The organism is Butyrivibrio sp. INlla16 (assembly GCF_900104155.1).
GTDB lineage: Bacteria > Bacillota > Clostridia > Lachnospirales > Lachnospiraceae > Butyrivibrio.
On record NZ_FMYB01000003.1, the window covers coordinates 178,707 to 201,133 of the forward strand.

The 22,427-nt window shown below is 39.8% G+C and carries 24 protein-coding genes; all 24 read right to left on the reverse strand.

What is annotated here, in order from left to right; translation table 11 throughout:
- Nucleotides 1-8: 8 nt before the first annotated feature.
- Nucleotides 9-695: a response regulator transcription factor gene (locus BLR42_RS02670; RefSeq protein WP_091866408.1), complete on the reverse strand. Its 687-nt coding sequence runs from the start codon at nucleotides 693-695 to the stop codon at nucleotides 9-11.
- Between the two features lie 69 nt (nucleotides 696-764).
- Nucleotides 765-1,658, reverse strand: a complete 894-nt coding sequence (locus tag BLR42_RS02675) for a hypothetical protein (protein ID WP_091866410.1) — start codon at nucleotides 1,656-1,658, stop codon at nucleotides 765-767.
- Nucleotides 1,659-1,662: 4 nt separating this feature from the next.
- Entirely contained in the window at nucleotides 1,663-2,418 is a 756-nt protein-coding gene (locus tag BLR42_RS02680) for a hypothetical protein (RefSeq protein WP_091866412.1), read from the reverse strand.
- A gap of 2 nt (nucleotides 2,419-2,420) precedes the next feature.
- Complete coding sequence (locus tag BLR42_RS02685; RefSeq protein ID WP_091866414.1) at nucleotides 2,421-3,101, reverse strand: ABC transporter ATP-binding protein; 681 nt, start codon at nucleotides 3,099-3,101, stop codon at nucleotides 2,421-2,423.
- Nucleotides 3,102-3,300: 199 nt separating this feature from the next.
- Nucleotides 3,301-3,951 (reverse strand): ABC-2 transporter permease, encoded by a 651-nt coding sequence (locus BLR42_RS02690; RefSeq protein WP_091866416.1) that lies wholly within the window; start codon nucleotides 3,949-3,951, stop codon nucleotides 3,301-3,303.
- A gap of 1 nt (nucleotide 3,952) precedes the next feature.
- The gene (locus BLR42_RS02695; RefSeq protein WP_091866418.1) at nucleotides 3,953-4,798 is read right to left on the reverse strand and encodes an ABC transporter ATP-binding protein; all 846 of its coding nucleotides are present in this window, start codon (nucleotides 4,796-4,798) and stop codon (nucleotides 3,953-3,955) included.
- On the reverse strand, nucleotides 4,798-5,172 hold the full coding sequence (locus tag BLR42_RS02700) for a GntR family transcriptional regulator (protein WP_022761284.1): 375 nt from the start codon (nucleotides 5,170-5,172) through the stop codon (nucleotides 4,798-4,800). The genes BLR42_RS02695 and BLR42_RS02700 overlap by 1 nt, the downstream gene beginning before the upstream one ends.
- 109 nt (nucleotides 5,173-5,281) lie before the next feature.
- Nucleotides 5,282-7,180 carry an endonuclease MutS2 gene (locus BLR42_RS02705; RefSeq protein ID WP_091866420.1) on the reverse strand — a complete coding sequence of 633 codons (1,899 nt, stop codon included), beginning with the start codon at nucleotides 7,178-7,180 and terminating at the stop codon, nucleotides 5,282-5,284.
- A 34-nt stretch (nucleotides 7,181-7,214) separates the two neighbouring features.
- A complete protein-coding gene (locus tag BLR42_RS02710; protein ID WP_091866422.1) occupies nucleotides 7,215-8,027 on the reverse strand; it encodes a GNAT family N-acetyltransferase in 813 nt (270 codons plus the stop codon).
- Nucleotides 8,028-8,369: 342 nt separating this feature from the next.
- Entirely contained in the window at nucleotides 8,370-9,230 is an 861-nt protein-coding gene (locus BLR42_RS02715; protein ID WP_091866424.1) for an AAA family ATPase, read from the reverse strand.
- 35 nt (nucleotides 9,231-9,265) lie between these two features.
- A complete protein-coding gene (locus BLR42_RS02720; RefSeq protein WP_091866426.1) occupies nucleotides 9,266-9,982 on the reverse strand; it encodes a flavodoxin family protein in 717 nt (238 codons plus the stop codon).
- A complete protein-coding gene (locus BLR42_RS02725; RefSeq protein ID WP_044959885.1) occupies nucleotides 9,979-10,641 on the reverse strand; it encodes a TetR/AcrR family transcriptional regulator in 663 nt (220 codons plus the stop codon). Before BLR42_RS02725 ends, BLR42_RS02720 begins: the two co-directional genes overlap by 4 nt.
- Nucleotides 10,642-10,920: 279 nt before the next feature.
- Nucleotides 10,921-11,727: a CPBP family intramembrane glutamic endopeptidase gene (locus BLR42_RS02730; protein ID WP_091866428.1), complete on the reverse strand. Its 807-nt coding sequence runs from the start codon at nucleotides 11,725-11,727 to the stop codon at nucleotides 10,921-10,923.
- Nucleotides 11,717-12,283 carry a TetR/AcrR family transcriptional regulator gene (locus tag BLR42_RS02735; protein ID WP_091866430.1) on the reverse strand — a complete coding sequence of 189 codons (567 nt, stop codon included), beginning with the start codon at nucleotides 12,281-12,283 and terminating at the stop codon, nucleotides 11,717-11,719. Before BLR42_RS02735 ends, BLR42_RS02730 begins: the two co-directional genes overlap by 11 nt.
- Nucleotides 12,284-12,516: 233 nt before the next feature.
- Nucleotides 12,517-13,197 (reverse strand): nucleotidyltransferase domain-containing protein, encoded by a 681-nt coding sequence (locus BLR42_RS02740; RefSeq protein ID WP_022761292.1) that lies wholly within the window; start codon nucleotides 13,195-13,197, stop codon nucleotides 12,517-12,519.
- Nucleotides 13,198-13,215: 18 nt separating this feature from the next.
- Nucleotides 13,216-13,887: a helix-turn-helix domain-containing protein gene (locus tag BLR42_RS02745; RefSeq protein WP_091866432.1), complete on the reverse strand. Its 672-nt coding sequence runs from the start codon at nucleotides 13,885-13,887 to the stop codon at nucleotides 13,216-13,218.
- 112 nt (nucleotides 13,888-13,999) lie between these two features.
- Nucleotides 14,000-15,184 carry a GNAT family N-acetyltransferase gene (locus BLR42_RS02750; protein WP_091866434.1) on the reverse strand — a complete coding sequence of 395 codons (1,185 nt, stop codon included), beginning with the start codon at nucleotides 15,182-15,184 and terminating at the stop codon, nucleotides 14,000-14,002.
- A gap of 383 nt (nucleotides 15,185-15,567) precedes the next feature.
- A complete protein-coding gene (locus tag BLR42_RS02755) occupies nucleotides 15,568-16,254 on the reverse strand; it encodes an MBL fold metallo-hydrolase (RefSeq protein WP_091866436.1) in 687 nt (228 codons plus the stop codon).
- Nucleotides 16,232-16,402, reverse strand: coding sequence for a hypothetical protein (locus tag BLR42_RS22590; RefSeq protein ID WP_170832613.1), 171 nt, complete (start codon nucleotides 16,400-16,402; stop codon nucleotides 16,232-16,234). Before BLR42_RS22590 ends, BLR42_RS02755 begins: the two co-directional genes overlap by 23 nt.
- A gap of 264 nt (nucleotides 16,403-16,666) precedes the next feature.
- A complete protein-coding gene (locus BLR42_RS02760; protein ID WP_091866439.1) occupies nucleotides 16,667-18,016 on the reverse strand; it encodes an MATE family efflux transporter in 1,350 nt (449 codons plus the stop codon).
- 50 nt (nucleotides 18,017-18,066) lie between these two features.
- Nucleotides 18,067-18,447 carry a hypothetical protein gene (locus tag BLR42_RS02765; RefSeq protein ID WP_091866441.1) on the reverse strand — a complete coding sequence of 127 codons (381 nt, stop codon included), beginning with the start codon at nucleotides 18,445-18,447 and terminating at the stop codon, nucleotides 18,067-18,069.
- 4 nt (nucleotides 18,448-18,451) lie between these two features.
- Nucleotides 18,452-19,399 carry an amidohydrolase family protein gene (locus tag BLR42_RS02770; protein WP_091866443.1) on the reverse strand — a complete coding sequence of 316 codons (948 nt, stop codon included), beginning with the start codon at nucleotides 19,397-19,399 and terminating at the stop codon, nucleotides 18,452-18,454.
- A gap of 51 nt (nucleotides 19,400-19,450) precedes the next feature.
- Nucleotides 19,451-20,758, reverse strand: a complete 1,308-nt coding sequence (locus BLR42_RS02775; RefSeq protein ID WP_091866446.1) for an ATP-binding protein — start codon at nucleotides 20,756-20,758, stop codon at nucleotides 19,451-19,453.
- Nucleotides 20,759-21,080: 322 nt separating this feature from the next.
- Entirely contained in the window at nucleotides 21,081-21,986 is a 906-nt protein-coding gene (locus BLR42_RS02780; protein ID WP_091866448.1) for an Abi family protein, read from the reverse strand.
- Nucleotides 21,987-22,427: the final 441 nt, after the last annotated feature.

The window sequence follows — 22,427 nt, forward strand, 5'->3', positions numbered from 1 at the left end:
AACCGGATTTATTCTTTCTCGAATTTGTAGCCAAGTCCCTTGACCGCCTTGATCATTGCAGCTTCTTTATCTGCCTTCTTAAGCTTATTTCTAAGATTACTTATATGCACCATAATAGTGCTGTCATCAGCAGCGTAGTCACTTTCCCACACATAATCGGATATCTGCTGTTTGGTGAAAATATGCCCCGGATGAGGCATCAGAAGTTCTAAGATTTTGTACTCGGTACCGGTAAGAGCTATACTCTCCCCTCCCGTTGTTACAGACTTTGCATCGGTGTTAAGTTCTATTCCGAATGCTTTATACACCTTGTCAAATTTCTCATGGTAGTCGTAGTTTCTGCGAAGCTGTGCCTTGATTCTCGCAACAACTTCCATGGGATTGAAAGGCTTTGAAATATAATCATCCGCTCCAAGCTCAAGACCGAGAATCTTATCATAATCCTCTGTCTTTGCCGTAAGCATAATAACCGGAACATGACTTATCTCACGTATCTTTCTAAGAACTGAGAACCCGTCAAGCCCCGGCATCATAACATCAAGCAGCACCATGTGCGGCTTTTCTTCTTTATATAACTCCAAGGCCGATATTCCGTTATCGGCCTTTAAAAGTCTTATCCCCTCTTTACTCAAAAATAATTCCAGCGAATTAAGTATTTCTACTTCATCGTCTGCCCCAAGTACTGTGTATTCCATGCCTTCCTCCGTTCCCTGTATTATCTTGAGCTCTGATGTAAGATTCTTTTTTCCTCTCTCAGGATGGATTCAGCTGATATAATCATCGATCACTTCTTCGAATGTTCTGTCAAAGCTGTAGGAGTTTTTCCACTCGGGATCCAGCTTATCCAGAAGCATGCATTCGAGCATTCCGAGACGATAGTATTTTGCGTTTCCGTCCACGTATTTCGACGCTGTACCAAGGTATTCCTTTTGGTATGTCTCCTCGCCGTTCTCGTATCTCACAGCCAGTGATTCCACATAATATGCGGAGCCTTCCATCATTAAATAAAAATCCTCAGAGCCGGCCACCTGCTCACTAAGAAGTCCCCTCCTCTCCTTAGCTATTTTGCTATATTCTATCGCAATTTCGTTTACATCGCTACTGTTTTCGTCAGTAAATATGCGGCTTAATACCTCCATTTCCTTTGAAAACATTCTCTTTGCCTCATTATCCGAATCAACGATCTCTGAAAGCTCTGTTTCGGAGAGTACATCCTGCGTAGTCTTTTCATACACCTTATGATAGGAATTCTGATATGCATGGAAGCCTTCATGCCAGATAACAGCGGAAAGGGGCTCATTATTTACAGCTTCAAGTGTTATCCAGGTATCATATTCGGGAACAACCACTTCAAACTCATCGCCGTCCTGATATATACTTCCGACAAGTCCTCCGTAAACAGCATCTCTCTTGGTATAGTTGCACTCGCCGCCGTCATAGCTTACAACAACATCCTTCTCGGAATCTGAAAATGCCACTTTATAATCCAGCGGGTAAAAACCCTTGAAGCCCATGTCGCCAAGCTCTTCATAGTCCTCAGCAACCTTATAGAGCATTTCCCTGTTATTTTCTTTAAGTCCCCTCTCGGTTGTTGCAAAACCCGAAACCACCAGAGTTGCTCCAACCAACATATATATTATAAATCCCGCTTTTTTCATCGCCTTATGCTTCCTCTCTTCTCAAGATCATTACCAAAAGTCCTGCTACCCAGATCACTAAAAATGCCATTATGATCACATGAATATTTAAAGGTTTTTCCTGAACCAGATTACCTGCCTGATTACTGATGCCGGCAAGATCCGGAATGAGCATTACCGCCCTCTTTATTACTGCTCCGCCGACTCCCGTAAGTGTTGCGGTCAAAAGCTTAAGTGCATCTCTGAGTGCTCCGAAAACCAGAATGATTACCATTATCGTTCCTGTAAAAAGTGTGGGTATCCTGATTGAAAGCGCCGATGTAAGCATGCAGATGCAAGCCGAATAGATCATCATGAAAACCGTTGCCATCGCTATTCTTCCAAGGATATTTGAATATCCGTTTACTACAGCGAATACTCCGAGTGTAGCATATAATATAATTCCGGAGATCCAGGACACCACTATATTGCCTGCTGCAAGGCACATGTGATATCTGCTCTGGCTGATTCCTCTTGACCAAATCAGATGACTTGTTCTTCTCTCATACTCCTGTGGAATTGTTGAACATGAGATTGCAAGAGCTATCGCACCATTAAGGAAATTCAGAACGTTGATAAGTATGGGAAGAAGCACATGATAATCCTTTATACTTTTTCCTCCGATAGTGAGGCTACCCATATCTGTTGAAAAAACAGCTACCACAATAATTCCCAGTGCCATTGTCACATATAACATCTTTTTGCGGATCTTCTCTCTTATTACATTAACTACGATTTCCATGATTATTCCTCTCCTACAAGTCTCACAAATTTATCTTCAAGTCTCTCTTCACTTTCGCCTTTGGTCCAGGTGTCTATCACTTTTCCCTTTTTCATGATCACGCCTCTGTCACAAACAGCCTCTATATCATGCAGTATGTGGGAGTTGATAATAACTGTCTTTCCCTCTTCCTTAAGTCTTTTCAGAAGTTCAAGATTATGTTTTCTTCCAAGTGCATCAAGTCCAGCTGTGGGTTCATCGAGAATCAGTATGTCCGGATCAGAGATCAGTGCCTGTGCAAGTGCAAGTCTCTGGATCATTCCTTTTGAATAGTTCTTTACCTTAATCTTGTTATCCGATAGTCCTGTGAGTTCCAAAAGGCCTTTAAGATATGCTGTATCTTTTTTAGATTTGTCTCCCTCTATTCCCGCGTAATATTTCATCACTTCCATACCTGTCAGATACTCGGGAAAATACGGTGTCTCCGGTGAGTAACCTATCTTCGCTCCGCTCTCAATCTCTATATCTCCTGAGCTTGCCTTTGCAAGTCCCAGTATCATTTTTATTGTGGTGGTCTTACCTGCTCCGTTTGCTCCAAGCAGTGCAAAAACCTCGCCTTTTTTAATATTAAGTGACAGGTCATTTACTGCTGTCATCTCCTTATATGTCTTCTTTACATTTTTCAAAACCATTATGTCGCTCATCTGTCTTGCTCCTCCTTACAGTCCATATAGTAGCAGGGCAAATAAAAGTCTCCTTAAAGCCAACCTAAAGATTTCCTAAAGATTTTAATTACCGAAAAAAATGTATTTGCGCAAAAATAGAGATGTCCAATAAAATGAACATCTCTGTTTAAGCTGTTTCTATTTTTTTGTCTTCACAATATCACTACCGGTCTTATGCTCAGAATTCTTTATTCTCCATGATTCGCACACTGCACAGATAAGATATGGCTGTAACAAGGGCGCAAACCGCGATCAGAATAAGGATTGTAACAGCTCCCGGAAGATCATGAAGTATATTTATCACACTCACAAACGGGTTGACAGAATCAGCCAGAAATGAACTTGAGCCGATTGCCAGCACCGCGACAATTCCGAAAATAACAAAGAGTGCGATTCTGCTTTTTTCAGCACCGAACTTAAGCTGCAGAGGAACTATGATAGCAGTTGCAAGATACATGGACGGTATGACTGCAGTCATCATTGGAATCTCGGATAAACCCGCACCGTTGTTTCGAACCATATCCATAACAGCAAAGACCAATGCTCCAAAGCACCATGCAGCAACGGCAGCGATCAGGCTAAACACATACTTCTCCCTCACATATGTTTTCCTGTCAAAGGGAAGAGTCATTAGGAAAGGAAAACCGTTGTCATACTCATCATAGCTTATGCTTCCTGTTCCAACTACCAATGCAAGCATCGTAAGGTAAGCGATAAGAAATGCACCATTATTGGATAATCCCATGACAATAGCCATTACCAAAAATATAATAAGTGTTTGCTTTCTAACCAGTGTCAGTCTAAGATCTTTTTCTATGAGTCCACGCATTTTAGTTGCCTCCTGTCATCATCAATATCAGATCGTCTATGTCGCTGTTTTCAATGACTATATTAGGATTGTTTTCCGCATAAAACTGCTTCTCATTTGTAAAGCAGGCATATCCGAAGTGATCCTTTTTCGTGCTGAGAATATAACTTTTGTCGAGTTTCTCATAGGTAGCTTCATTAACCTTTAGAACTCCGTAATTACCAAGTATCGCATCCGTATCCTCATGCAGGATAACCTTACCATCGTGGATCAGATAGATATCATCACAAAGTCCCTCAAGATCTGATGATATGTGGGATGTGATAAGTATTGAGCGCTTTTCGTCCTCAACAAGATACTCTCTGAGAAGGTCAAGGATATCATTTCTCGCTTCAACATCAAGACCTGCTGTGGGCTCGTCCATGATAAGAATCCGTGCATTATGACTCATTGCTATAAGCACACGGAGCTTTGCTCTCATACCTGTTGAAAATTCCTTGATTGCCTTATCAAATGGAAGTCTCTGGGACGAACAGTTCCTCCTGAAAACTTCTTCATTAAATGAAGGGTACATCTTTTTCATGATAGCTGTTATATCCTTAACTGTAAGGAATGTGCTAAAACCAGAGTCGGACAGAGCAACTCCTATCTCTTCTTTATCTTTCGCGGTAAGCTTCGATGCCTCTTTACCGTTTATCGTGACATGTCCACCGTCAGGCTTTACGAGTCCTAGAATTGACTTTATCGTGGTACTTTTTCCTGCGCCGTTTTTCCCAACAATTCCGGTAACTGTTCCGTCTGGTATTTCCATTGAGACATCCAGCCTAAAACTGCCGTAGTTTTTAACAAGATTATCAACTTTAACCATCAGTTTTCCTCCAATATGATCTGTACGATCTCAAGAATATCCTCTTTGGTAAGTCCAACCGCGCTTGCCTTCTGCACTGCTGCCGCAAAGTCATCCTCCACTGTCTTCCTTCTCGCCTCCATGGCAAGAGACTTATCAGTTGCAGCGACGTAGGTTCCTTTCCCATGAACCGTTACGACAAAACCTTCTTCTTCCAGCCTGTCATAGGCTTTTTTTACAGTTAAAGCACTTATCCTAAGTTCTCCTGATAATGCCCTGACAGAAGGAAGGGCTTCATCCTCCGCAAGTTCGCCGCTTATTATTTCATTCTTCACCTGATTCACAAGCTGTTCGTAAATTGGCACCATCGAGGTGTTATTTAAAATGATATGCATATCACCGCCCTCCACAAACAGCATATAACAGTATATAACTGTTGTCAACTGTTATATACTGTTATACTTAAAATTTTTTTATCAAGAGAGTGTTTACATCTGCATCTTGTCAGCTGTTTTCATCATAAACTATGACTTTATCAGTGAGCTTCCTGCTCATTTCATGCCTGGCTTTTCGATTCGCAACTGTATCGAATATAATTGAAAAATCGTAATCTTCAGGATAAAGTTCATCTGCCTTTACATGCAGTTTTACTCTCTTGTGGTTTATGTAGATTTTCTTGTTTGGCAGCTGCACCCTCAGAATTCCCTTTTTATTTATGGGCTCGCATACAATACCTATCTTCTTGTCGGGATAGATCATAACGCTGTCGCCAATACTGAATTTCTGTTCCAGCTCTGCGGTGGAATGTATTTTCTTTGCTTTGACGATTTTGCCGGTGCCTCGTTTTCTTATTGCATTCTTTTTACCCGAAAACTCATAGTCCTTGCCATATGCGGCCTTGGCTGCAACCTTCAGCATCTCTTCAGGCATACCGAGCCTCTCTGCAATATAAAATGCGCAGCTCTCTCCGGCTTCTCCGATTATCATCTCATAGGTCGGGCGAAGCGTCTCCTTATCAAACACCATCCTCGCATTCACAATATGCTCAGCCCTTGAGGCGTACTCCTTGATCTCGGGATAATGCGTTGTCACAAGGAAGTTCGCGCCGCTCTTTCTAAGCTCCTCCAATATCGCAACAGCAATTCCCATTCCCTCTGCAGGATCTGTTCCCGAACCAAGCTCGTCCATGATTACAAGGCTTTCCTGATTTACACTTCCGAGTATATCAAGAACATTTTTAATATGAGCCGAAAAAGTCGACAGGTTTTCGGAAAGATTCTGACCGTCTCCAATGTCCGACAAATAATTGCTGTTCATGCAGATATCTGCTGCTTTACACGGTACATGAAGTCCGCACTGAGCCATGTAACAGCTTAGCATAACCGTTTTGATGGCAACTGTCTTTCCACCGGTGTTGGGACCTGTTATCACAATTCCGTTTACACCTTCATCTTCAAGTGAAAAATCCAGCGGGACATTTACCTCTTTATCCATTAGCGGATGCCTTGCTTTAGCAAGTTTTATGCGCCTTTCAAGATTTATGGCAGGTTTGATGCAATCAAGATCAATGCTTAGCTTCCCCTTCGAAAAAACGTAATCAAGCTTCTCCATCATCTTGATGTTTTCTTCCATTATCGGAGCAACATCCGACACCATCGCCGTAAGGATATACAGTATCTTGTAAACCTCGTTCTCCTCATCTATACGAAGAAGTTCCAATTCCTCGTAACACTTCGACAAACCTACGGGCTCAACAAAGAGCGTATTTCCGGTCGCAGATTTATCAATCACTATTCCCGGTATCTTAGCTTTACATTCTTTCTTCACCGGAACGCATACTCTGCCGTTTCTCATTGTGTAATAGGAATCCGCCATGTATGCCTTGTTCTTCCTGATGATCTGCTCAGCCTTCTGCTTCATGGATTCTTCCATGGTTGTTATGCGATTCCTGATCTCATAAAGCTCTTTTGTTGCCCTGTCATCCACCTCTTCATTTCTTATCTGTCTGCAGATTTCATCTTTTAACTCATAAAGTGGATTTAAATTTTCATCATAATATGCAAGTGAATTTTCATACTGTTTACCGCGTGACAGATAGTCCATCATCCTCTCTACTGCAACAAGAACCTTTTCAACTCTCTCAAGCTGATAGGGTGTAAGGCTACTCCCTGTGTCAGCTATCGTTAGAATCTCTCTTATCTCAGTGACATTCTGCACCGGAGGATTTCCTAGCTTTTCTATCAGCTTTCGGCTATCCGTGGTATCCTGAAGCTCCTTTCTTAGCTCCCTTTCATTTAATATGATGTCGGCCTCTCTTATCTTTTCCTTTGCATAATCTGTACTTGTGAGCTCTGCCCACATATTTTTAATCTTATCGAATTCAATTTGTGTTTGTGTATTCATTTTTCCCTCCGGTTACCCTCACGGTAACCTCTCATCATTCAAGCAGATTCTTAAACACCTTGGTGATTTCGGACTCACCCTTATGGTTCCATAAAAACTGCACATCGCTTCCGACTTCCGGAGTTTTATCCAAATCCTGTGAAAACTTTGCGGGGATCAAAAGTTCCCAATAACGAACCATATACGTGTCATCTTCTATAGATTCCACAACACCAAGGTGCTGTTCGAATATCTGCATAAAACCTTCCTGCACCTTAACTGCGCGATATTTCGGGAACTCTTTGTTAATCTCTGCAAGTCTTTCTTTGTCTTCGAGTTTTTCGAAATCCTTGCTTTCTATGAGTTTCCCTTTGACGTTTGAAAAGTCGTTACCTAGCGGCAGAACCATTAATGCATCAAAGCTGTTTCCCTGTTCATCAGTGATTCCGTACTTTGCACCGCGTTCAAACCCAAAGCGGGGATAGTAATTTGGCTCTCCCATAAGAGCAATTCCCGCATAGCCTGCCTCTTTTGCAAGTTTTATGGTTTCTCTCATCAGCACGCCGCCAATATCGTTTCCTTCCATGGTCGGCTCTACCGCCAGCGGTCCGAATGTGACAACATCTGTAGTCACATCGCCGTCCACTATCCAAGCCTTTGTGTAATAAACAGCGCCGACTATGTGTCCGTTATATTCCGCAATTCTGCTTATTTCCGGAATGTAATCCTTGGACTGCCTTATTATCCTTATAAGAAAATGCTCATCAGCTGCCGGCTTGTACTTGTTATAAAAGCTGCGCATAGTCATCAGTTCTGTATTCTTGTAATCAGCAGGTTCCTCTGCTCTTATAATTAAGTTGTCTAACATTTTTCCTCCTAAACGACAAAAAACCATGATATCTTACGCCAAAGATATCATGGTTCATAAATAAACATATCAAAAAATGACCTCATAAAATGCGGCTCTTTCCCATAATATTATTAAGCGTAATCTAATAAGCCGGTAGTTTTCACCACAGACTCACAAATATTGATTGATTGAATCTTTTGCTCATTGCAATATCACGAGGCCGTATTGCAATGAAATTAGTTCACCACGCTTAACATAAAGCTCCTCTTTTTTATATTATGGTTAAGCACATTTTATGCTCTGATTCGAATATATTACTCTAAAACCTGTATGTCAACATACAGTCCTACAAAATATAATTTACATAAATTCCCCTCTATGTTCATCGAAGAACTCAAAATATGTCCTCACGCCCTCGAGCTGCGTCCATTTCTTGATATCGACAGGATTTTCATCCAGATCATAAATTCTTGCTCCTCTAAGAGTAAGAAGAAATGGCGAATGCGTCGCGATTATAAACTGGCATCTGAAAAACCGCGCTGAATTTTGAATAAACTCAAGTAATTCAATCTGCCTCTGTGGCGAAAGAGAATTTTCCGGCTCATCGAGTAAATACAGACCATTGTCTTTTATCTTCTCGGAAAAATACTGTAGAGCGCTTTCTCCATTACTGTGTTCTATGATATTGTTTCCGATTGTTTCCCTGACATATCTTGACTGAGTTTTGGATCGGGCTGCTACTACTTTTTTCAGCTTTTCATAATCATCCAGTGATTTCATCTGAAATTTAGAATTTCTATTTTCAATCCACTCATCAAAGACCTGTTCTCTCTTGCGATCAACTCCATCGTTCAAGGCTCTCAGATTAAGCATAAAATCAAACACATCATCACTGGTGATCATTCTGATTTCTTCAGGCCTTTCTCCGCGAGTCATCTCAAATTCACACATTCCGATATAGTCGCCAAAGAAGCTGCTCCGGTTAAACAATGTATCACGCTCAGCCTTAAGCTTCTCCGCTATCAGATTTAGCGCTGTACTTTTTCCGCATCCATTATTCCCATACAGAATTGTTATATCTGAAAATGACAAAGCCTCTAGCTGATTGAGTGTAAATACTCCAAACGGATAAAAGGAGGTATAGCAAGTACTTCTTATGTAATTAACAAACTGTTCTTCTGCATCCACTCCCGGAAACCGGAAGGAGTCAATATACATCATTTCCTACTTAATTCCTTCCCCTTTTTTTCAATAATCTATTTCCATGGTCTTACTTTACCGATCCAGCCATTCTCATTCCAATACTTAAAGTCGGTGTATTCCGGATCCTTTTTACCGAGGCTCGTCTGCAGCATCCTTACTATGTAGAACTTTGCCTTTACTATAACATTTGTATGACCCGGTTTATTATAATCAATGGCATGGAATTTTTTTGCAACACTGCTTAGCTTCTTTTGGATGGAAGCTTTCCTCTTGTCCTCGATCTTGTTCCAGTCAATTTCAGACATTAATTGGAAGCTTACGACTTTGATGGTCGAAATGCCCCACCAGGAAAGACTGTCCTTAATATCCTTTGCTGTGGATCGTCCACCCGCTCCCAGGCACTGTGTGATTATCACTGCCCGCTTTCCGAACATTTCCTTTGCCGGGCGGTGAGGCATCCACCGATAACCGAAATGGTCAAGCATAGCCTTCATTGCGCCTGTTGTATGGAAAACATATGCCGGTGATGCAAAAACCAGCAAATCCGCTTCAAGCAAAGACTTCTCTATCTTCTGCACCTTTTCAGCGTCCTTGCAGAGATTCTGATTATTCCTGAAACACGCAGTACAACCCGTGCAGAACCCCGGACCATCTTTGGGAAGATAGTATTCCGTAATCTCTGAATCGTCTCTGAACTGCTCTAAAAATATTTCCTTCATGCTGTATGTAACACCGTGTTTTTCGGTTCCGTTTATCACTGTAATCTTCATTTTGTATTTCTCCGCAATCTCTTCTTGTTATCCTGACTTGGTTTTTCATCTCTTGCGTACAGTTTGTTGAACTGCCGGATGTGTGCTTCCATCGTCTTAAGTGCCTCTTCCTCACGCTCTGGTTCTCGATCGCATATGGTCAGAAGCATATATATCGGCGCGTAAAAATGCAGCGTCATGATCTCCACATTCTCTGTCTGCAATACTCCAGCGGAAGCCATCAACCCGAGAAGCATTCCCTGGTATGAAAGCGGATCATCCACATACTGTTTCATATATGCAGCCGCAAGTTTTTTATCATGAAACTGTTCAATGGTGAGCATCTTTCGAAAACGCCTTGTGTAGTCATCATGCAAGAAATAAAGAAACAGATCCTTTCCAAGAGTGATCAGCTGCTCTTCAGAAATATGCTTATAGATTTCGGCATCCGCCACTGCATCGTCTCCGCTTATCTGCAGCGCGCCTGCCTCCTCCAAAAATCTCCTATTCATCTCTTCAATGATCGCATCAAAAATTGCCTGTTTGTTTTTATAGTGTTTGTACAGTGATGGAGCCTTAATGCCAACCCTTTTCGCAATATCCGCAACAAAAACATTTGCATATCCCTTTTCAGAAAACAGCGTCAATGCTTCATCCAGTATTCTTTGTTTGGTGTCCATCTAAGTTCCTCTTCATCCTGTCCTGAAAACTTTTATTACATTTAGCTAATTTGGATTAGCCTTATTGTAAGCTAATTCTAATTAGCCGTCAAGATAAAAAAGTGGCCGGCAAAGTAAGGCCCTGCCAGCCACTAATCATCATTATTAACTGTAATAGATTATATGTTATTTCAAGTCCCCTTTATTAGTTGTCCTTATATTTCTGCACACAGTGATCAGGTGACTGGAATAACCAAGGAGCTCTCTTTTTTCACAAAAAATTACATGATAATAACTTTCTTATTTTGCCTCTCTATCTTCCGTATACCAAATCACCAAAGCAGCTATAAAAATAATTCCAAAGTATATATACGCTGTATTTGAATTCGGGTAAGAATCAAATAGTTTATTCCAATCGTAAATTGCGCCTATGGAATTTATAAAAGAATGATAAATGGCACATGCCAGGACGCTCTTCGTTGATTTATAAATCGCAGCAGCTACAAAAGTCCATACAAATATATTTATAGCAAAACCTATCATGCTATCGCCATAGTGGTTGGAAGTTGGCTGTAGCCATATCGGGAAATGCCATACACACCAAATCACTGCCACAATAGTAGTTGCAACCGGGAAAGGGAATCTTTTTTCCAGCATAGGCTGCAAAAAGCCACGCCAGCCTGTTTCCTCCGCAAATCCAACAAACGGCAGCATAATAAGAAACCCCAGCGGCATCATGTACAATGGAGAACCGTTTAGTTCACCGCAAAATATAGCAAATAATAACGCGCACAGGCAAAACAAGCCAGTGATCAAAACTGTTTTTATTATCTTTGGCGTATACAAAAAACGCTTTATAAATTCTTTTACTGTGATTTTTTCTTCTTTCCTGAGTAAGATAAACAGAGCTATCACCGGTCCCGGAGTTGTAAAAAGAATTCCTATAGTTGCATACACCACATATGAAAAGGATAGTTTTCCTGTTTCCACATTTTTTATTGAGGATGGCTCAAGTATCAGCATTAATAATTCGAAAAAAACACTTAAAAATAATATCCAACCAAGGTAATCTATTATCGGTGCTTTCTTCTTTTCATCAACCCACATTTTCTTGTCCTTTCATGATTCCTGAAATTAACGCATCTATGCCATATGCAAAACTCTCATCCAAAGAGATTTTATCTCCAAAACTACCATGTAATTCCAGCATCGAAAATCCTTCCACAAAGCCTCGCAGGCTTCGCAACACATGCATTTTCTTGACTTCGCCAAACTCAAGAGAATCCAAAATAGAATACAATGTTGATATAACCCCTTTTGTAATTTCATGGTTCAGTTCAGATGTATATGAATTGTGCCAGCATATTGCCTCAAAAACTCCGGGATGATCATGAGCAAATTCACGAAGCGCATAACACATTGCTTTTAATCCATCTTCCCGTGATTTCCCTACGGCTGATTTAGCAATCTTTATATCAATATTGTTCCAACCATATATTATGATTGCCTCTTTTATTTCATCCAAACCGCCTTGAAAATGCTTATATAAAGATGGCGGCTTTATGCCTAATCTATCAGCGATAGTTTTTATAGAAAGATTCTGAAAACCATCTTTGTCTATCATTTCAACACACACTTCAATAATTTCCTGTTTTCTGGACATTTTTTCTCCTTGCTAACCCATTTAGCTTATAGGCTAATTCTATTAGCCTATAGATTAGCACAGAGTTCTAATACTGTCAAACCAACTATCTTTACAGGGCAAAAAGAAATGAACCACTTTCGACACGCAAAAAGACCCGGTACAATGTACCGAGCCTTCTGAAATGTGCCTAAGAAACGATTATTTCTTTCAAAAAGTCCAAGCAAGTATTATTGTAAGATTATATTCGAAATTTATTTGTATCCCGATGTTCTTTTCAAAACATCTTTACACCAATCCAATAGCAAATCTAATTTCTGATCTATGTTCTCATAAGTAACATCTTCCAAAAAACATTCCCAAACCTGAAGATCAATTCCTTTAACCATAGATGCCACCTCAGATTTTGTCTCAATAAAGTTGTTATCTTCTAAATAATAAAGATTCTGAAGAATAAAGAAAATGTCTCTTTTAACTAAGGGCAGTTTATTAACGTTCTTTTCCATTTCAGAATGAATACGTCTGTGACAAAGCATATGATATAAATTTCCGACACTCATCTTGATATAGTCCGCCACATCCTTTTTACTGTAATTTGGCACTATACACTTAAGTTTGCCATATATATCCGAAGTGGTATGAAGTATATGGCAGATTTCTTCAGGAAACCAATTTAATAATTCGTCCCTTCCACATACAAATCCGCATGCTCGCTCATATTCTCCAAGATCTAACAATATCTGACGATAAGAGTTCAAATCTTCGGCATGTACTTCATCGAATACAAGCATAATATCAATATCACTCTCAGGTGTAGCTTCGCCTCTAAGATAACTTCCCTGAAGCCCAACATATAAAAGCCTTTTGCCAAACTTCATTTTTAATTCTTCTGTTAATCTTTGCGTATAATCTTTTATATCCACTAGATTATTCATCTGAAAGTCTAAAACCTCCTATCCAAACAGCATATCCGCTACCTTTTCCAGTTCTCTGCGTTCCTGCGAATCGTCATATCCGCTTTCCCTGTCATCGATACCCTTTACCGGATCAATCGAAAACAGACCGTCCCGGTTGCAGTAAAAGAAGATTCTTCTGACTCCCCTGATCTTAAATCTTGCTTCGGCGTTCCCTTCCGGATAGAGCTTCACCATCTGCATATCATCGGATGACGACGCCGCCACAAACGAAATGTAATGCTCCTTCGTCATGCTGTGATCAATCCGCACATAATACTCATCCTCCACACGTTCGATAAAAGCCATGTGCTGTTCATCTGAAGGTTCTGCCTCTAAAGGTATAAGCTGGATCCCATGACAATGGATTGAAGCCTCACCCATGCTGTGTATCACATTCCCACAGACCGGGCAGACATAAAACTTTGACCGCAGCATATTTGCGGACACATTCGCATTATGAATAGTATTGCCTGATATCAGCTCCGTCACCGAAATGCTGAACGCCTCCGCAATCGGCTCCAAAAGAGTAATGTCCGGAAAGCCCTTGGCAGTTTCCCATTTTGACACGCTTTTATCGCTCACTCCCAGCTTTTCCGCCAGCTCGCTCTGTGTCATTTTGTTCTTTTCCCGCAGTTCCTTAATAACTGCGCCTGTAACATATTGGTTCATATTCGTTCTCACCTCCATGCACAGATTGTATATCAGCACCAAAAAGTAAGGTACCTACGGAGAGTAGAGTCGGGTAGATTATCTTCAAATACAAGAGTAATTGCAGGATAAGCTATTCCAGGCGCATATCAAAAGCCTTTTTTGATGCTCCGTTAAAGCCTTTATTTTCGTAAAACCGATGTGCTCCAGTACGGGCTATTCCGCTCTGAAGTATAGCTTTATAGCAGTGCTGATCCTTGGCAAAGGCAACAGCCATATCTATGACTTTTGAAGCCAAGCCGCGATTTCTATACTCTTTATCTGTCACCACATTTTCGATGAAGCAAATGCCTCTATTTCCACGAGTTAGGTTCGGAATGTAAACGGCATAACAGGTAGAAACAACTTTACCATTATCAATTGCACCAAAATATTGAATATTTGGATTCTCTTCTATTTCCTTCCAGACCCTTTCGCTTTGCTCAAAAGCGCACTGTTTATCGTCTTCATCCAGTTGCTGGTATAATTCAAGCAAAGACGGCAAATCTGAAATGGTTAGCTGTCTGAATTCCAATCCGGGTTTCATCCCCCAAAGCCCATAGGGATCACGTTTTAACTCATTTTCATACAATGAAACCACAGACCAGATATCGAAAAACATCACCTTGCACTTGCCTATTGACATTTCTTTTATGAGTCCTTTTTCATAGGCCATATCCTGAATCTTGTACCATGCCTTTACAGGAGGGTGTCCGGCTTCCATAAACCACTCTTCCGGAGGATATTTTCGATTAATCTCTTCACTTGGCTCAAACTGCTTGTTTATATCCTCCGGTGTGATACCTTCCACATAATGCATTGCAGTAAGTTTATAAATATCGACACCAAGTAAAAGTGCCTTACCTCCATTGTGGATTGGATAATCAAGTCCACTTGTCACCGCTTCTTTTCCATGCTTTCCCCAGCCTGATGTGCTTATGGTATCTTGGCCTGTGTAGGTATCAGGAAGTTTTCTGAATGTGTCTGCAACGATTCCCATTGCCGTTCTGTCTGCATCTGATGGAAGCACCTTTATCTTAACTGTAACTCCCATCTTCCTGTCATCATCTGAAAGAGGAAGTTCTTTACTAAGACGAAGTGCAGGCATGAAAAGACTGCCCTCTTCTGTAACTATATCTTTTAATGTGTCTATCACGGTTTCTGCACCACCCTCAAGTTCACCAAAACTACTGAGTGAAGAATGCACTTCCAAAGTCATTCCCTTCGTAACTCCAAGCGCTAAAAATGATTCTTTTAATTCTTTCTTTGTAACCATCATCAGAATGCTCCCAAAAGTATTGAAAACTCGATTTCCATTACTATATATCTTATTTTATCCTATAATTCCCAAAATAAAACAGACCTGAGTACATTTATTCAGGCCTGTTCTTTTAATGCCAATATCTGTCTCAAACTTTACGAATGATTCTCCGATAATTCCTCGGGATAAACTCACAATAGCAACGTTTTTTATCATAATAGCCTCACAAAATTCAAATTGACCGAGCTCTTTAGAGCGAGGGATGCTTCTTGACCGCCAGGTCAAGAAGATGTACTCAGCTCCATAAACCTCGATTCGTCATCGTCTATACTACTGAAAGTTAAACATCTTTAGCCATATAAAGTAAAAGGTCATCATCATAGTATGTAACCATCTTCATTTTATTCATCCACTTCCTCTAACAGATCTCGAATTGTATCCTCTTTCGGAACTGGAACCCAGTGTCCTTCAAGGCAAATAGCCGCCTCTGATTTCATTATGATTTCGGATAATTTCTTACTCAGTACAGGATTCTTTTTCCATTCAGGAAATGACCCACAGGTTGCGTCCCCAACAAACAAAACTCCTTCTTGGGAAATTTCAATTAGAGTCGAATCATCTGTATGAGGTGATTCAGCCTGAAAAATCTTAATTGGGCAATTGCCTGCATCCAGCACCATGCTGTCATGAAAAACAATGTCTGCCGGCGTTACTATCACCGGTTTGTTATATGAATACTCATTACGTATGCTCTCATGCATGTTCAGGAAGAACTCGTTCCCTTCCTGAGATAGCCTACGCTTGAAATCAAGCAAATACTCATTCGTGCGTTCATTAGCAAGACAAAGCCCATTTACCGCATGCATTCCAAATGTATGATCCCAGTGCCAATGCGTGATCACAGTGAGTTTTGGAAGCGGTAAACCATTCTCTTCCAATGCCTCATAAAATTCCCTGGTATGTGCCTCTGAATGGCCCGCATCAACAGCAAGACTCCAGTTATCTCCACGTATATATCCTAGATTAGGCCTGTCTCGCTCCTCTTCCATGGGATAGTACCAGATTCTATCCGACAATCTTTTCAGCATCTTCACACCAATTCTCTTTCTTGATTTCGATATCTTCTATTCTCCCATCAGCTACTGTTACTCGAACATCAACCTTGACCAGATCCGTCTCACTATGACCATTATATACACCATCAGCAACATGGGACAGATCAATTCCTGATTTCATAATCAACAGAGTTGTAGAATTCTATATTTTTAACGATTTATTGCTCTGTTCTTCATTCCATATTGCTTTCTTACATTTTTATAAAGTCATATCAAAATAGGCAAGCCTTACCCTTAATCTTTAAGCCCAAAAGTGGACCACTAACCCCGTCCCCAGGGACCATTATTTCTCTTTTGGTTGTTATATACGCTATCATGTAGTCCTTGCCAATGCAAAAAAAGGAGTCCTTGGATAAAAAATCCAGGGAGTCTTTTTATTGCTACTTTATGCTATTGCTTTAGTTCTTTTGCCAATTAAAAAATAGTATGTCACCATGAGCATCAGAAAAGCGCCTATCCATGCAGATACTTCAGAAATGGCAATTCCCTTAAACCCGTTCCTTCCTACCAAAAAGCCAAAGATCAGTCTCATAATGACTTCGAGCCCACCTGAGAGCATTGGTATAAAGGTATTGCCCAACCCCTGAACAGAGTATCTGTATACAAAAAGCCAGCCCAGGGCAAAAAAGCTTATTCCCATGATTGGCATGAAATCGGTACAATAACCGATTATTATGTTGTCAGTCAGCAGCATCCTTGCCAGGCTTCCGGGCACAAATATCATAAGGAGCGATATAGGCACATTCACAAGTGTAGAGAGCATCAGGCCCTGTCTTACTCCTGTGCGTATCCTGTCATATTTGCCAGCGCCCTTATTTTGCCCCACAAAGGTCATCATGGAAAGACCTACGGACATTCCGAACTGCTCAAAGAGTGATGCAAATTTCATGCAGGCTGAATAGGCTGCCACATATGCGCTTCCCATAAGATTTACGAAGTACTGCAATACCATGGCCCCTGCAGCTGTGACCGAATTCATAAGTGCCACAGGAAGCCCTATTTTCATCAGTTCAACCAATATATTCTTTTCATCTGCTATTTCTGACGTGTCTTTTCCCAGACTCATAAAATCGATGGTTCTAAGCTTTTTAAGGCACAAAAGGTATGATACAAACTGAGAGACCACTGTTGCCACTGCTGCTCCGACAACTCCTGTGCCAAAGGCCATTATGAAAATAATATCAAGCATGATGTTCACGAGTGATGAACAGATCATAGCAGTGAGGGGCGTTCTGGAATCTCCCATTGACTGGAGAATTGTAATCTCAAGGTTATTCATAACCGTCACTACAATTCCCAATAAGATCACAGCAAAATATCTATACGAATCGTCAAAGATATCTTCAGGAGTGTTCAAGAACGTCAGCATCTTATTGAGCAAAGAAACGCATACAACAGTAAAGGCTATTCCAAACGTGATACTGAGCTTCTTGGCTGCTCTGATGTATGCATTCAGCATAGCCATATCGTTTTTTCCAAAGCTCTGGGCAAAGGTTATGCCAAATCCTCTGGTCATCCCCACAACAAATCCAAGTATAAGGAAGTTAAGTGTCCCGGTTGCCCCAACAGCAGCCAGCGCCTGATCCGAGATTCCTTTGCCAACTATAATGCTATCCACAAGACTATATAGTTGTTGGAAAAGATTTCCCCATAATAAGGGCAAAAAGAACAGTATGATCTGTTTCATACTGTTTCCTGAGGTCATATTTTGTGTGGTCTGCTCTGTATTTGTCATGGCCGCTCTCTTTGGTCTTTCTCTTGATGTTAATTATTTAATAGTTAAGATCATTTAAGTATCCAGGCTATTCCCTTTGCAAGACGCAGATCCGCATCTTTGAAATGATTTCCGGGATTCATTTCAAACGTAGTTTCTATTTCAATTAAATAGCCATTCTCTTTTGCTCTTGTAATATTTCTGATTACCGAATTACCACACAATGTAGTTTCCTGGTTAAAGCTTACTCCTTCTTCTATATATGAGTTAAGAAGCGTAACTGCTCTTTTCCCGGCTTTAAAAATATCAGCCAGATTCTTCCAATCTCCTCCAGATTCCTTAAGTATCTCATCCGCATTTACTCTGTTTTCACATTTAAGATCCGGATCAAGCTGATATAACGTAGATTTACCTGCGCCATTAGCTCCCGCAACTATAGTAAACTTTTTCATCTACTCAAAAAAGATTCCTTTCAACAACTTCTTTTTGCCTTATCTCATTAAGCTGCTCTGCGCTCAGTGTACCCGCCCTGTATAGTCTAAGATATTCATTTTCAATTGAGGAGTCAAAAATTAGAAGATCATCAGTATTTATGGTCACCCTAACACCATTTTCTACCAATGTCTTGATTGGGTGTGTTTTATAATCCTTTGCAAAACCCAGCATTACATTACTGCTGGGGCAGACATTAACCTGTATATGATTATCAGCTAGAAATCTCATGGTTTCTTTGGATGTTGATGCATTAATTCCATGATGAACTTCTGATAGGCCCAAAGTCTCTACAGCCCTTCTTACGTACTCAGCCGAACCCGTTTCTCCAACATGCATCTTCTTTGTCAAATGGTACTTCTCAGCCTTTCTATATAGTGGCAAAAAGGCTTCAAATGGCTGAACATTTTCTCCTGCGCAAATATCAATTGCCTTGAAATATCCTAAATCGGCATATTTATCTAGTTCATCAGTCTCTTCTTCCACGTTTCCAAAGGCGGGATATGTAAGCTCAGCCTCAAAAATACTATCCGGGCAGTATGTTTTATGGAATCCTTCAATAAGCTCTTGGAACTCTTTTACAGTTCCTACCTGGTCCACTTCAGCAGTACCAAAATTCATAACAAGACGAGTTATGTTATTTCGCTCAGCCTCAGCAAAAGCGCCCTCCCATCTAAGCAGCATATTCTCATAGCCATCACAAAAGGGCTTTATAGAGGACCTAAACCATGTCTGCATACCTTCAAGCCCTTCTAGGTGCTGTGGTGGCTTAGGAATATCAACATTCAGTTTCTGGGCAAGCCACTCTCTTCTGCATCCTTTGGTTGAGTGATTGTGGAGGTCGCTTTTTGGTGCAGCTAAAAGCTTATTTATGTTGTTTTCTTTTAAGCCTTGTAAAAAAATATTCTCCATACCAATCTTCCCTTTCGCTATTGAGGTATTAGTTTATCACTTTTAGCATCTCTATTTAATGTATCGAATTAAAAAATCAGCAATCCCTATTATAGTGAAGCCATTTTCATCCATGGTTTCTTTAATTGGTTTATTTACAACAAGAAGCTTTAGTACTTGATCATTCAACTTAAAATATGGTCGAATCTCTCTTTCTCTTGTATCTGTATTAGAAATATCTACAGTCACCTGAATATAAAGAGACCTTAACCCTTTAGTGGCATAGAAATCCACTTCGTTATTCTTCCTTATAGATTTTCCGTTTTTATCTTTTTCAACAGTATCAAATACTCCAACATTAACAGAATATCCATTATAACAAAGCTCATTATAGACAATATTTTCAAGCATTTGTCCTTCATCCGGAAACGCAAAATTTAAGCGGGCATTTCGTAATCCGGTATCGCAGAAATAATACTTTCTAAGTGCTCCTATTTCTTTTCTTCCTTTTAGATCATAACGCTTTGCCTCATGTAAAAGAAAAGCATCTTTCAAGTAACCGATATAGTTTTCAACTGTCTGTTTATCAATTTTTTCATGCCTGGCACTTTCAAAGGTATTGGCTATTTTTTCTGAATTAAGTAATGAACCTGTTGAGGAACTAATTATATTACAGAGTTCATCCAAGGCCTCTCCTTTTTTCAACTGATTTCTTTCAACAATATCAGCGAAATATGTCGTAGCGAACAAGCTCTTTAGATATTCTTTTCTCTCTTCGTCGCTTTTTAATACAGCTAACGGCATTCCACCGTATTGCATATATGTATATATTGCTTCAGTTGCTGATCCTCCGACATATCCATAATATTCTTCAAATGACAGTGGAGACAGCTTTATGTTTGTTGCCTTATCTCTAAATTCAGTAACAGTATCCGAAGACAACATTTTAGAATTTGATCCCGTCACATATAAATCTATATTTTTTTCTCTTGATAGGCCAAGGACAACGTCTACGAATGAAATTACTTCAGTATCATTAGCATCAGCCAAAATATGTTTACCATCAGTGAAATTTGGATTGATTATAGAATATACCTTCTGTATTTCATCTATAAAAACATAGTAATTATCTTTTTCTTTGCATTTTCCCCTTATATAAGCTCCTAGTTCTAAAGGATCGCGATACTTGCTGTTTTTATCATCATCCAATTCCAGGATAATTATCCTACTCTCTGGAACTTTCTCCGAAATCAAATATTCTCTATAAATTTCTTTAAGAATAAAAGATTTTCCACATCTTCTTACGCCTGTTATCACTTTCGGAAATCCATTATTTCTGGCATTGATCAACTGATTTAGATATCTATCTCGCTTTATCATATAATCTCCTAAATTGTAGAATTCTACATTTTTATCAATTACATATTATCACTTCGCTTTATCTTAATCAACAAAGTTGTAGAATTCTACACTTTTATCGATTATCACAATTCAATAAAAAAACACCCCAGAACAGTTGCCCTGAGGTGTAATAAGTCGTATATGATTGTCCAAAGACATAATACGTTGTGAAACGATTATCTCTTTGAGAACTATTTCACTGCCTTTAGTGCCTTGTTTTGGGCATTTCTAGGGCGAGTTGCTGTTTACCTGCTGCGTACGGTAGAAAGCTAAGGGCTACTGTGTGCAGCTGGTGGCAATTCTAAGTAATATTCTTCAAATTCTTTATATACATAAGTTCCCTATAGTTTTTGGGAAATCCTATAAGGTTAAGATCTATATCCTTCTCATATTTCTTAACTATACGATTAAGCTTATCTCTAAGTTGCTTCCTTTCATCATCAGAAGGTAGCCTCTTAATCAGCATGAGTATATACGCAAACAGAGAATCATTCCTTATTGCCGTGTTATTCCTCAAAAAACTCTTATTGAACTTTACCGGAGGATTCATCGTAGAATTATACAAACGCACACCATGAGAGCACTTATTTCTTAGAACAGATAATGCATGTAGGTGATTTTCAAGCGTTGATGTACTTATGCCAACCTGCGTTGCTATCACATTCTTATCTGATATATACAATGCATGGTAGAACAGAGAAACACTTGAACAGGTCATCAGCTCAAGCATAACCCATACCGGCATCTTATCAGCATATTTATTGAAATGGTGCTTAACTATTGCGCTGTCTTTATAATATGACTTCTCTTTAGTGAAATTCTGCAATGTCTTTGTAATTCCAACTTTATCGTAATAGTTCTTCACATCATAATGCTGATCATATGGTGGTGTCTGGCATTTTAGCTCCGCAAATTTATTTCCTATCAAATCTTTGTAAAAGAATTCTGCTTTTTCAATATATTGTCTAAGCAATGATCTGATTTCTTCATCAAAGCAATAAACCGTGTAAATATCTTCAAAACGAATACCTTTAATCATCTCATGGCTATCAGTTGACAGTCTATATTGCAACATATATCCCGAAAGTCTATAATAGCTGACTTTCTGAAGTACATCTCTTGCAAATGCCTCATCAGATATTACTACTCCATGATCTTTTAGCTTTTTTATCTGTTCATCTATTGTGTACGGTTTCTTTAAATCCATATATTCTCCATAAAGTAAAAAAGCCAAGCTCAACGCTCGGCTTGGTCCCAAGTGTTATTCGCACCTGGCAACTCTGTTAAGGTTATAATACCATATTTTACCGTTTTTTCAAGCTCTATTTTCTATTCTTTAGGGTTGTTTCATGAAGAAGTTTTTGTGCAGGAGAATGCCATAATCAGGTGGAGTAGTTGCTTTTTGAGATGTTATTATCCTATATTCAGCATAAAAAAGCGCATAGTTATCCCTATGCGTCATCAAAAGGAGTAAAGGTATTGTTATTCTCAAAAATCAATACATACTGGGAATTGGTTCAAAAATAAACTTTGCCACACATGTAAGATCCGAGTCCACTTCATCCATTATATCTATCATCTGTATCCGGTTCACAGGATCTTCTAATTGCATCAGCCTTGCTACGTTATATGATATTTTTCGCAAAAC

What these genes read in the sequence shown, in the direction of transcription:
- BLR42_RS02760 (WP_091866439.1), bottom strand. Translation starts at nt 18,016, where the DNA reads ATGACAAATACAGAGCAGACCACACAAAATATGACCTCAGGAAACAGT.
- BLR42_RS22590 (WP_170832613.1), bottom strand. Translation starts at nt 16,402, where the DNA reads ATGAAATCAGGAATTGATCTGTCCCATGTTGCTGATGGTGTATATAAT.
- BLR42_RS02780 (WP_091866448.1), bottom strand. Translation starts at nt 21,986, where the DNA reads ATGGATTTAAAGAAACCGTACACAATAGATGAACAGATAAAAAAGCTA.
- BLR42_RS02765 (WP_091866441.1), bottom strand. Translation starts at nt 18,447, where the DNA reads ATGAAAAAGTTTACTATAGTTGCGGGAGCTAATGGCGCAGGTAAATCT.
- BLR42_RS02725 (WP_044959885.1), bottom strand. Translation starts at nt 10,641, where the DNA reads ATGGACACCAAACAAAGAATACTGGATGAAGCATTGACGCTGTTTTCT.
- BLR42_RS02740 (WP_022761292.1), bottom strand. Translation starts at nt 13,197, where the DNA reads ATGAATAATCTAGTGGATATAAAAGATTATACGCAAAGATTAACAGAA.
- BLR42_RS02685 (WP_091866414.1), bottom strand. Translation starts at nt 3,101, where the DNA reads ATGAGCGACATAATGGTTTTGAAAAATGTAAAGAAGACATATAAGGAG.
- BLR42_RS02715 (WP_091866424.1), bottom strand. Translation starts at nt 9,230, where the DNA reads ATGATGTATATTGACTCCTTCCGGTTTCCGGGAGTGGATGCAGAAGAA.
- BLR42_RS02720 (WP_091866426.1), bottom strand. Translation starts at nt 9,982, where the DNA reads ATGAAGATTACAGTGATAAACGGAACCGAAAAACACGGTGTTACATAC.
- BLR42_RS02700 (WP_022761284.1), bottom strand. Translation starts at nt 5,172, where the DNA reads ATGCATATCATTTTAAATAACACCTCGATGGTGCCAATTTACGAACAG.
- BLR42_RS02730 (WP_091866428.1), bottom strand. Translation starts at nt 11,727, where the DNA reads ATGTGGGTTGATGAAAAGAAGAAAGCACCGATAATAGATTACCTTGGT.
- BLR42_RS02735 (WP_091866430.1), bottom strand. Translation starts at nt 12,283, where the DNA reads ATGTCCAGAAAACAGGAAATTATTGAAGTGTGTGTTGAAATGATAGAC.
- BLR42_RS02705 (WP_091866420.1), bottom strand. Translation starts at nt 7,180, where the DNA reads ATGAATACACAAACACAAATTGAATTCGATAAGATTAAAAATATGTGG.
- BLR42_RS02770 (WP_091866443.1), bottom strand. Translation starts at nt 19,399, where the DNA reads ATGGAGAATATTTTTTTACAAGGCTTAAAAGAAAACAACATAAATAAG.
- BLR42_RS02755 (WP_091866436.1), bottom strand. Translation starts at nt 16,254, where the DNA reads ATGCTGAAAAGATTGTCGGATAGAATCTGGTACTATCCCATGGAAGAG.
- BLR42_RS02675 (WP_091866410.1), bottom strand. Translation starts at nt 1,658, where the DNA reads ATGAAAAAAGCGGGATTTATAATATATATGTTGGTTGGAGCAACTCTG.
- BLR42_RS02750 (WP_091866434.1), bottom strand. Translation starts at nt 15,184, where the DNA reads ATGATGGTTACAAAGAAAGAATTAAAAGAATCATTTTTAGCGCTTGGA.
- BLR42_RS02690 (WP_091866416.1), bottom strand. Translation starts at nt 3,951, where the DNA reads ATGCGTGGACTCATAGAAAAAGATCTTAGACTGACACTGGTTAGAAAG.
- BLR42_RS02695 (WP_091866418.1), bottom strand. Translation starts at nt 4,798, where the DNA reads ATGGTTAAAGTTGATAATCTTGTTAAAAACTACGGCAGTTTTAGGCTG.
- BLR42_RS02745 (WP_091866432.1), bottom strand. Translation starts at nt 13,887, where the DNA reads ATGAACCAATATGTTACAGGCGCAGTTATTAAGGAACTGCGGGAAAAG.
- BLR42_RS02775 (WP_091866446.1), bottom strand. Translation starts at nt 20,758, where the DNA reads ATGATAAAGCGAGATAGATATCTAAATCAGTTGATCAATGCCAGAAAT.
- BLR42_RS02680 (WP_091866412.1), bottom strand. Translation starts at nt 2,418, where the DNA reads ATGGAAATCGTAGTTAATGTAATAAGAGAGAAGATCCGCAAAAAGATG.
- BLR42_RS02710 (WP_091866422.1), bottom strand. Translation starts at nt 8,027, where the DNA reads ATGTTAGACAACTTAATTATAAGAGCAGAGGAACCTGCTGATTACAAG.
- BLR42_RS02670 (WP_091866408.1), bottom strand. Translation starts at nt 695, where the DNA reads ATGGAATACACAGTACTTGGGGCAGACGATGAAGTAGAAATACTTAAT.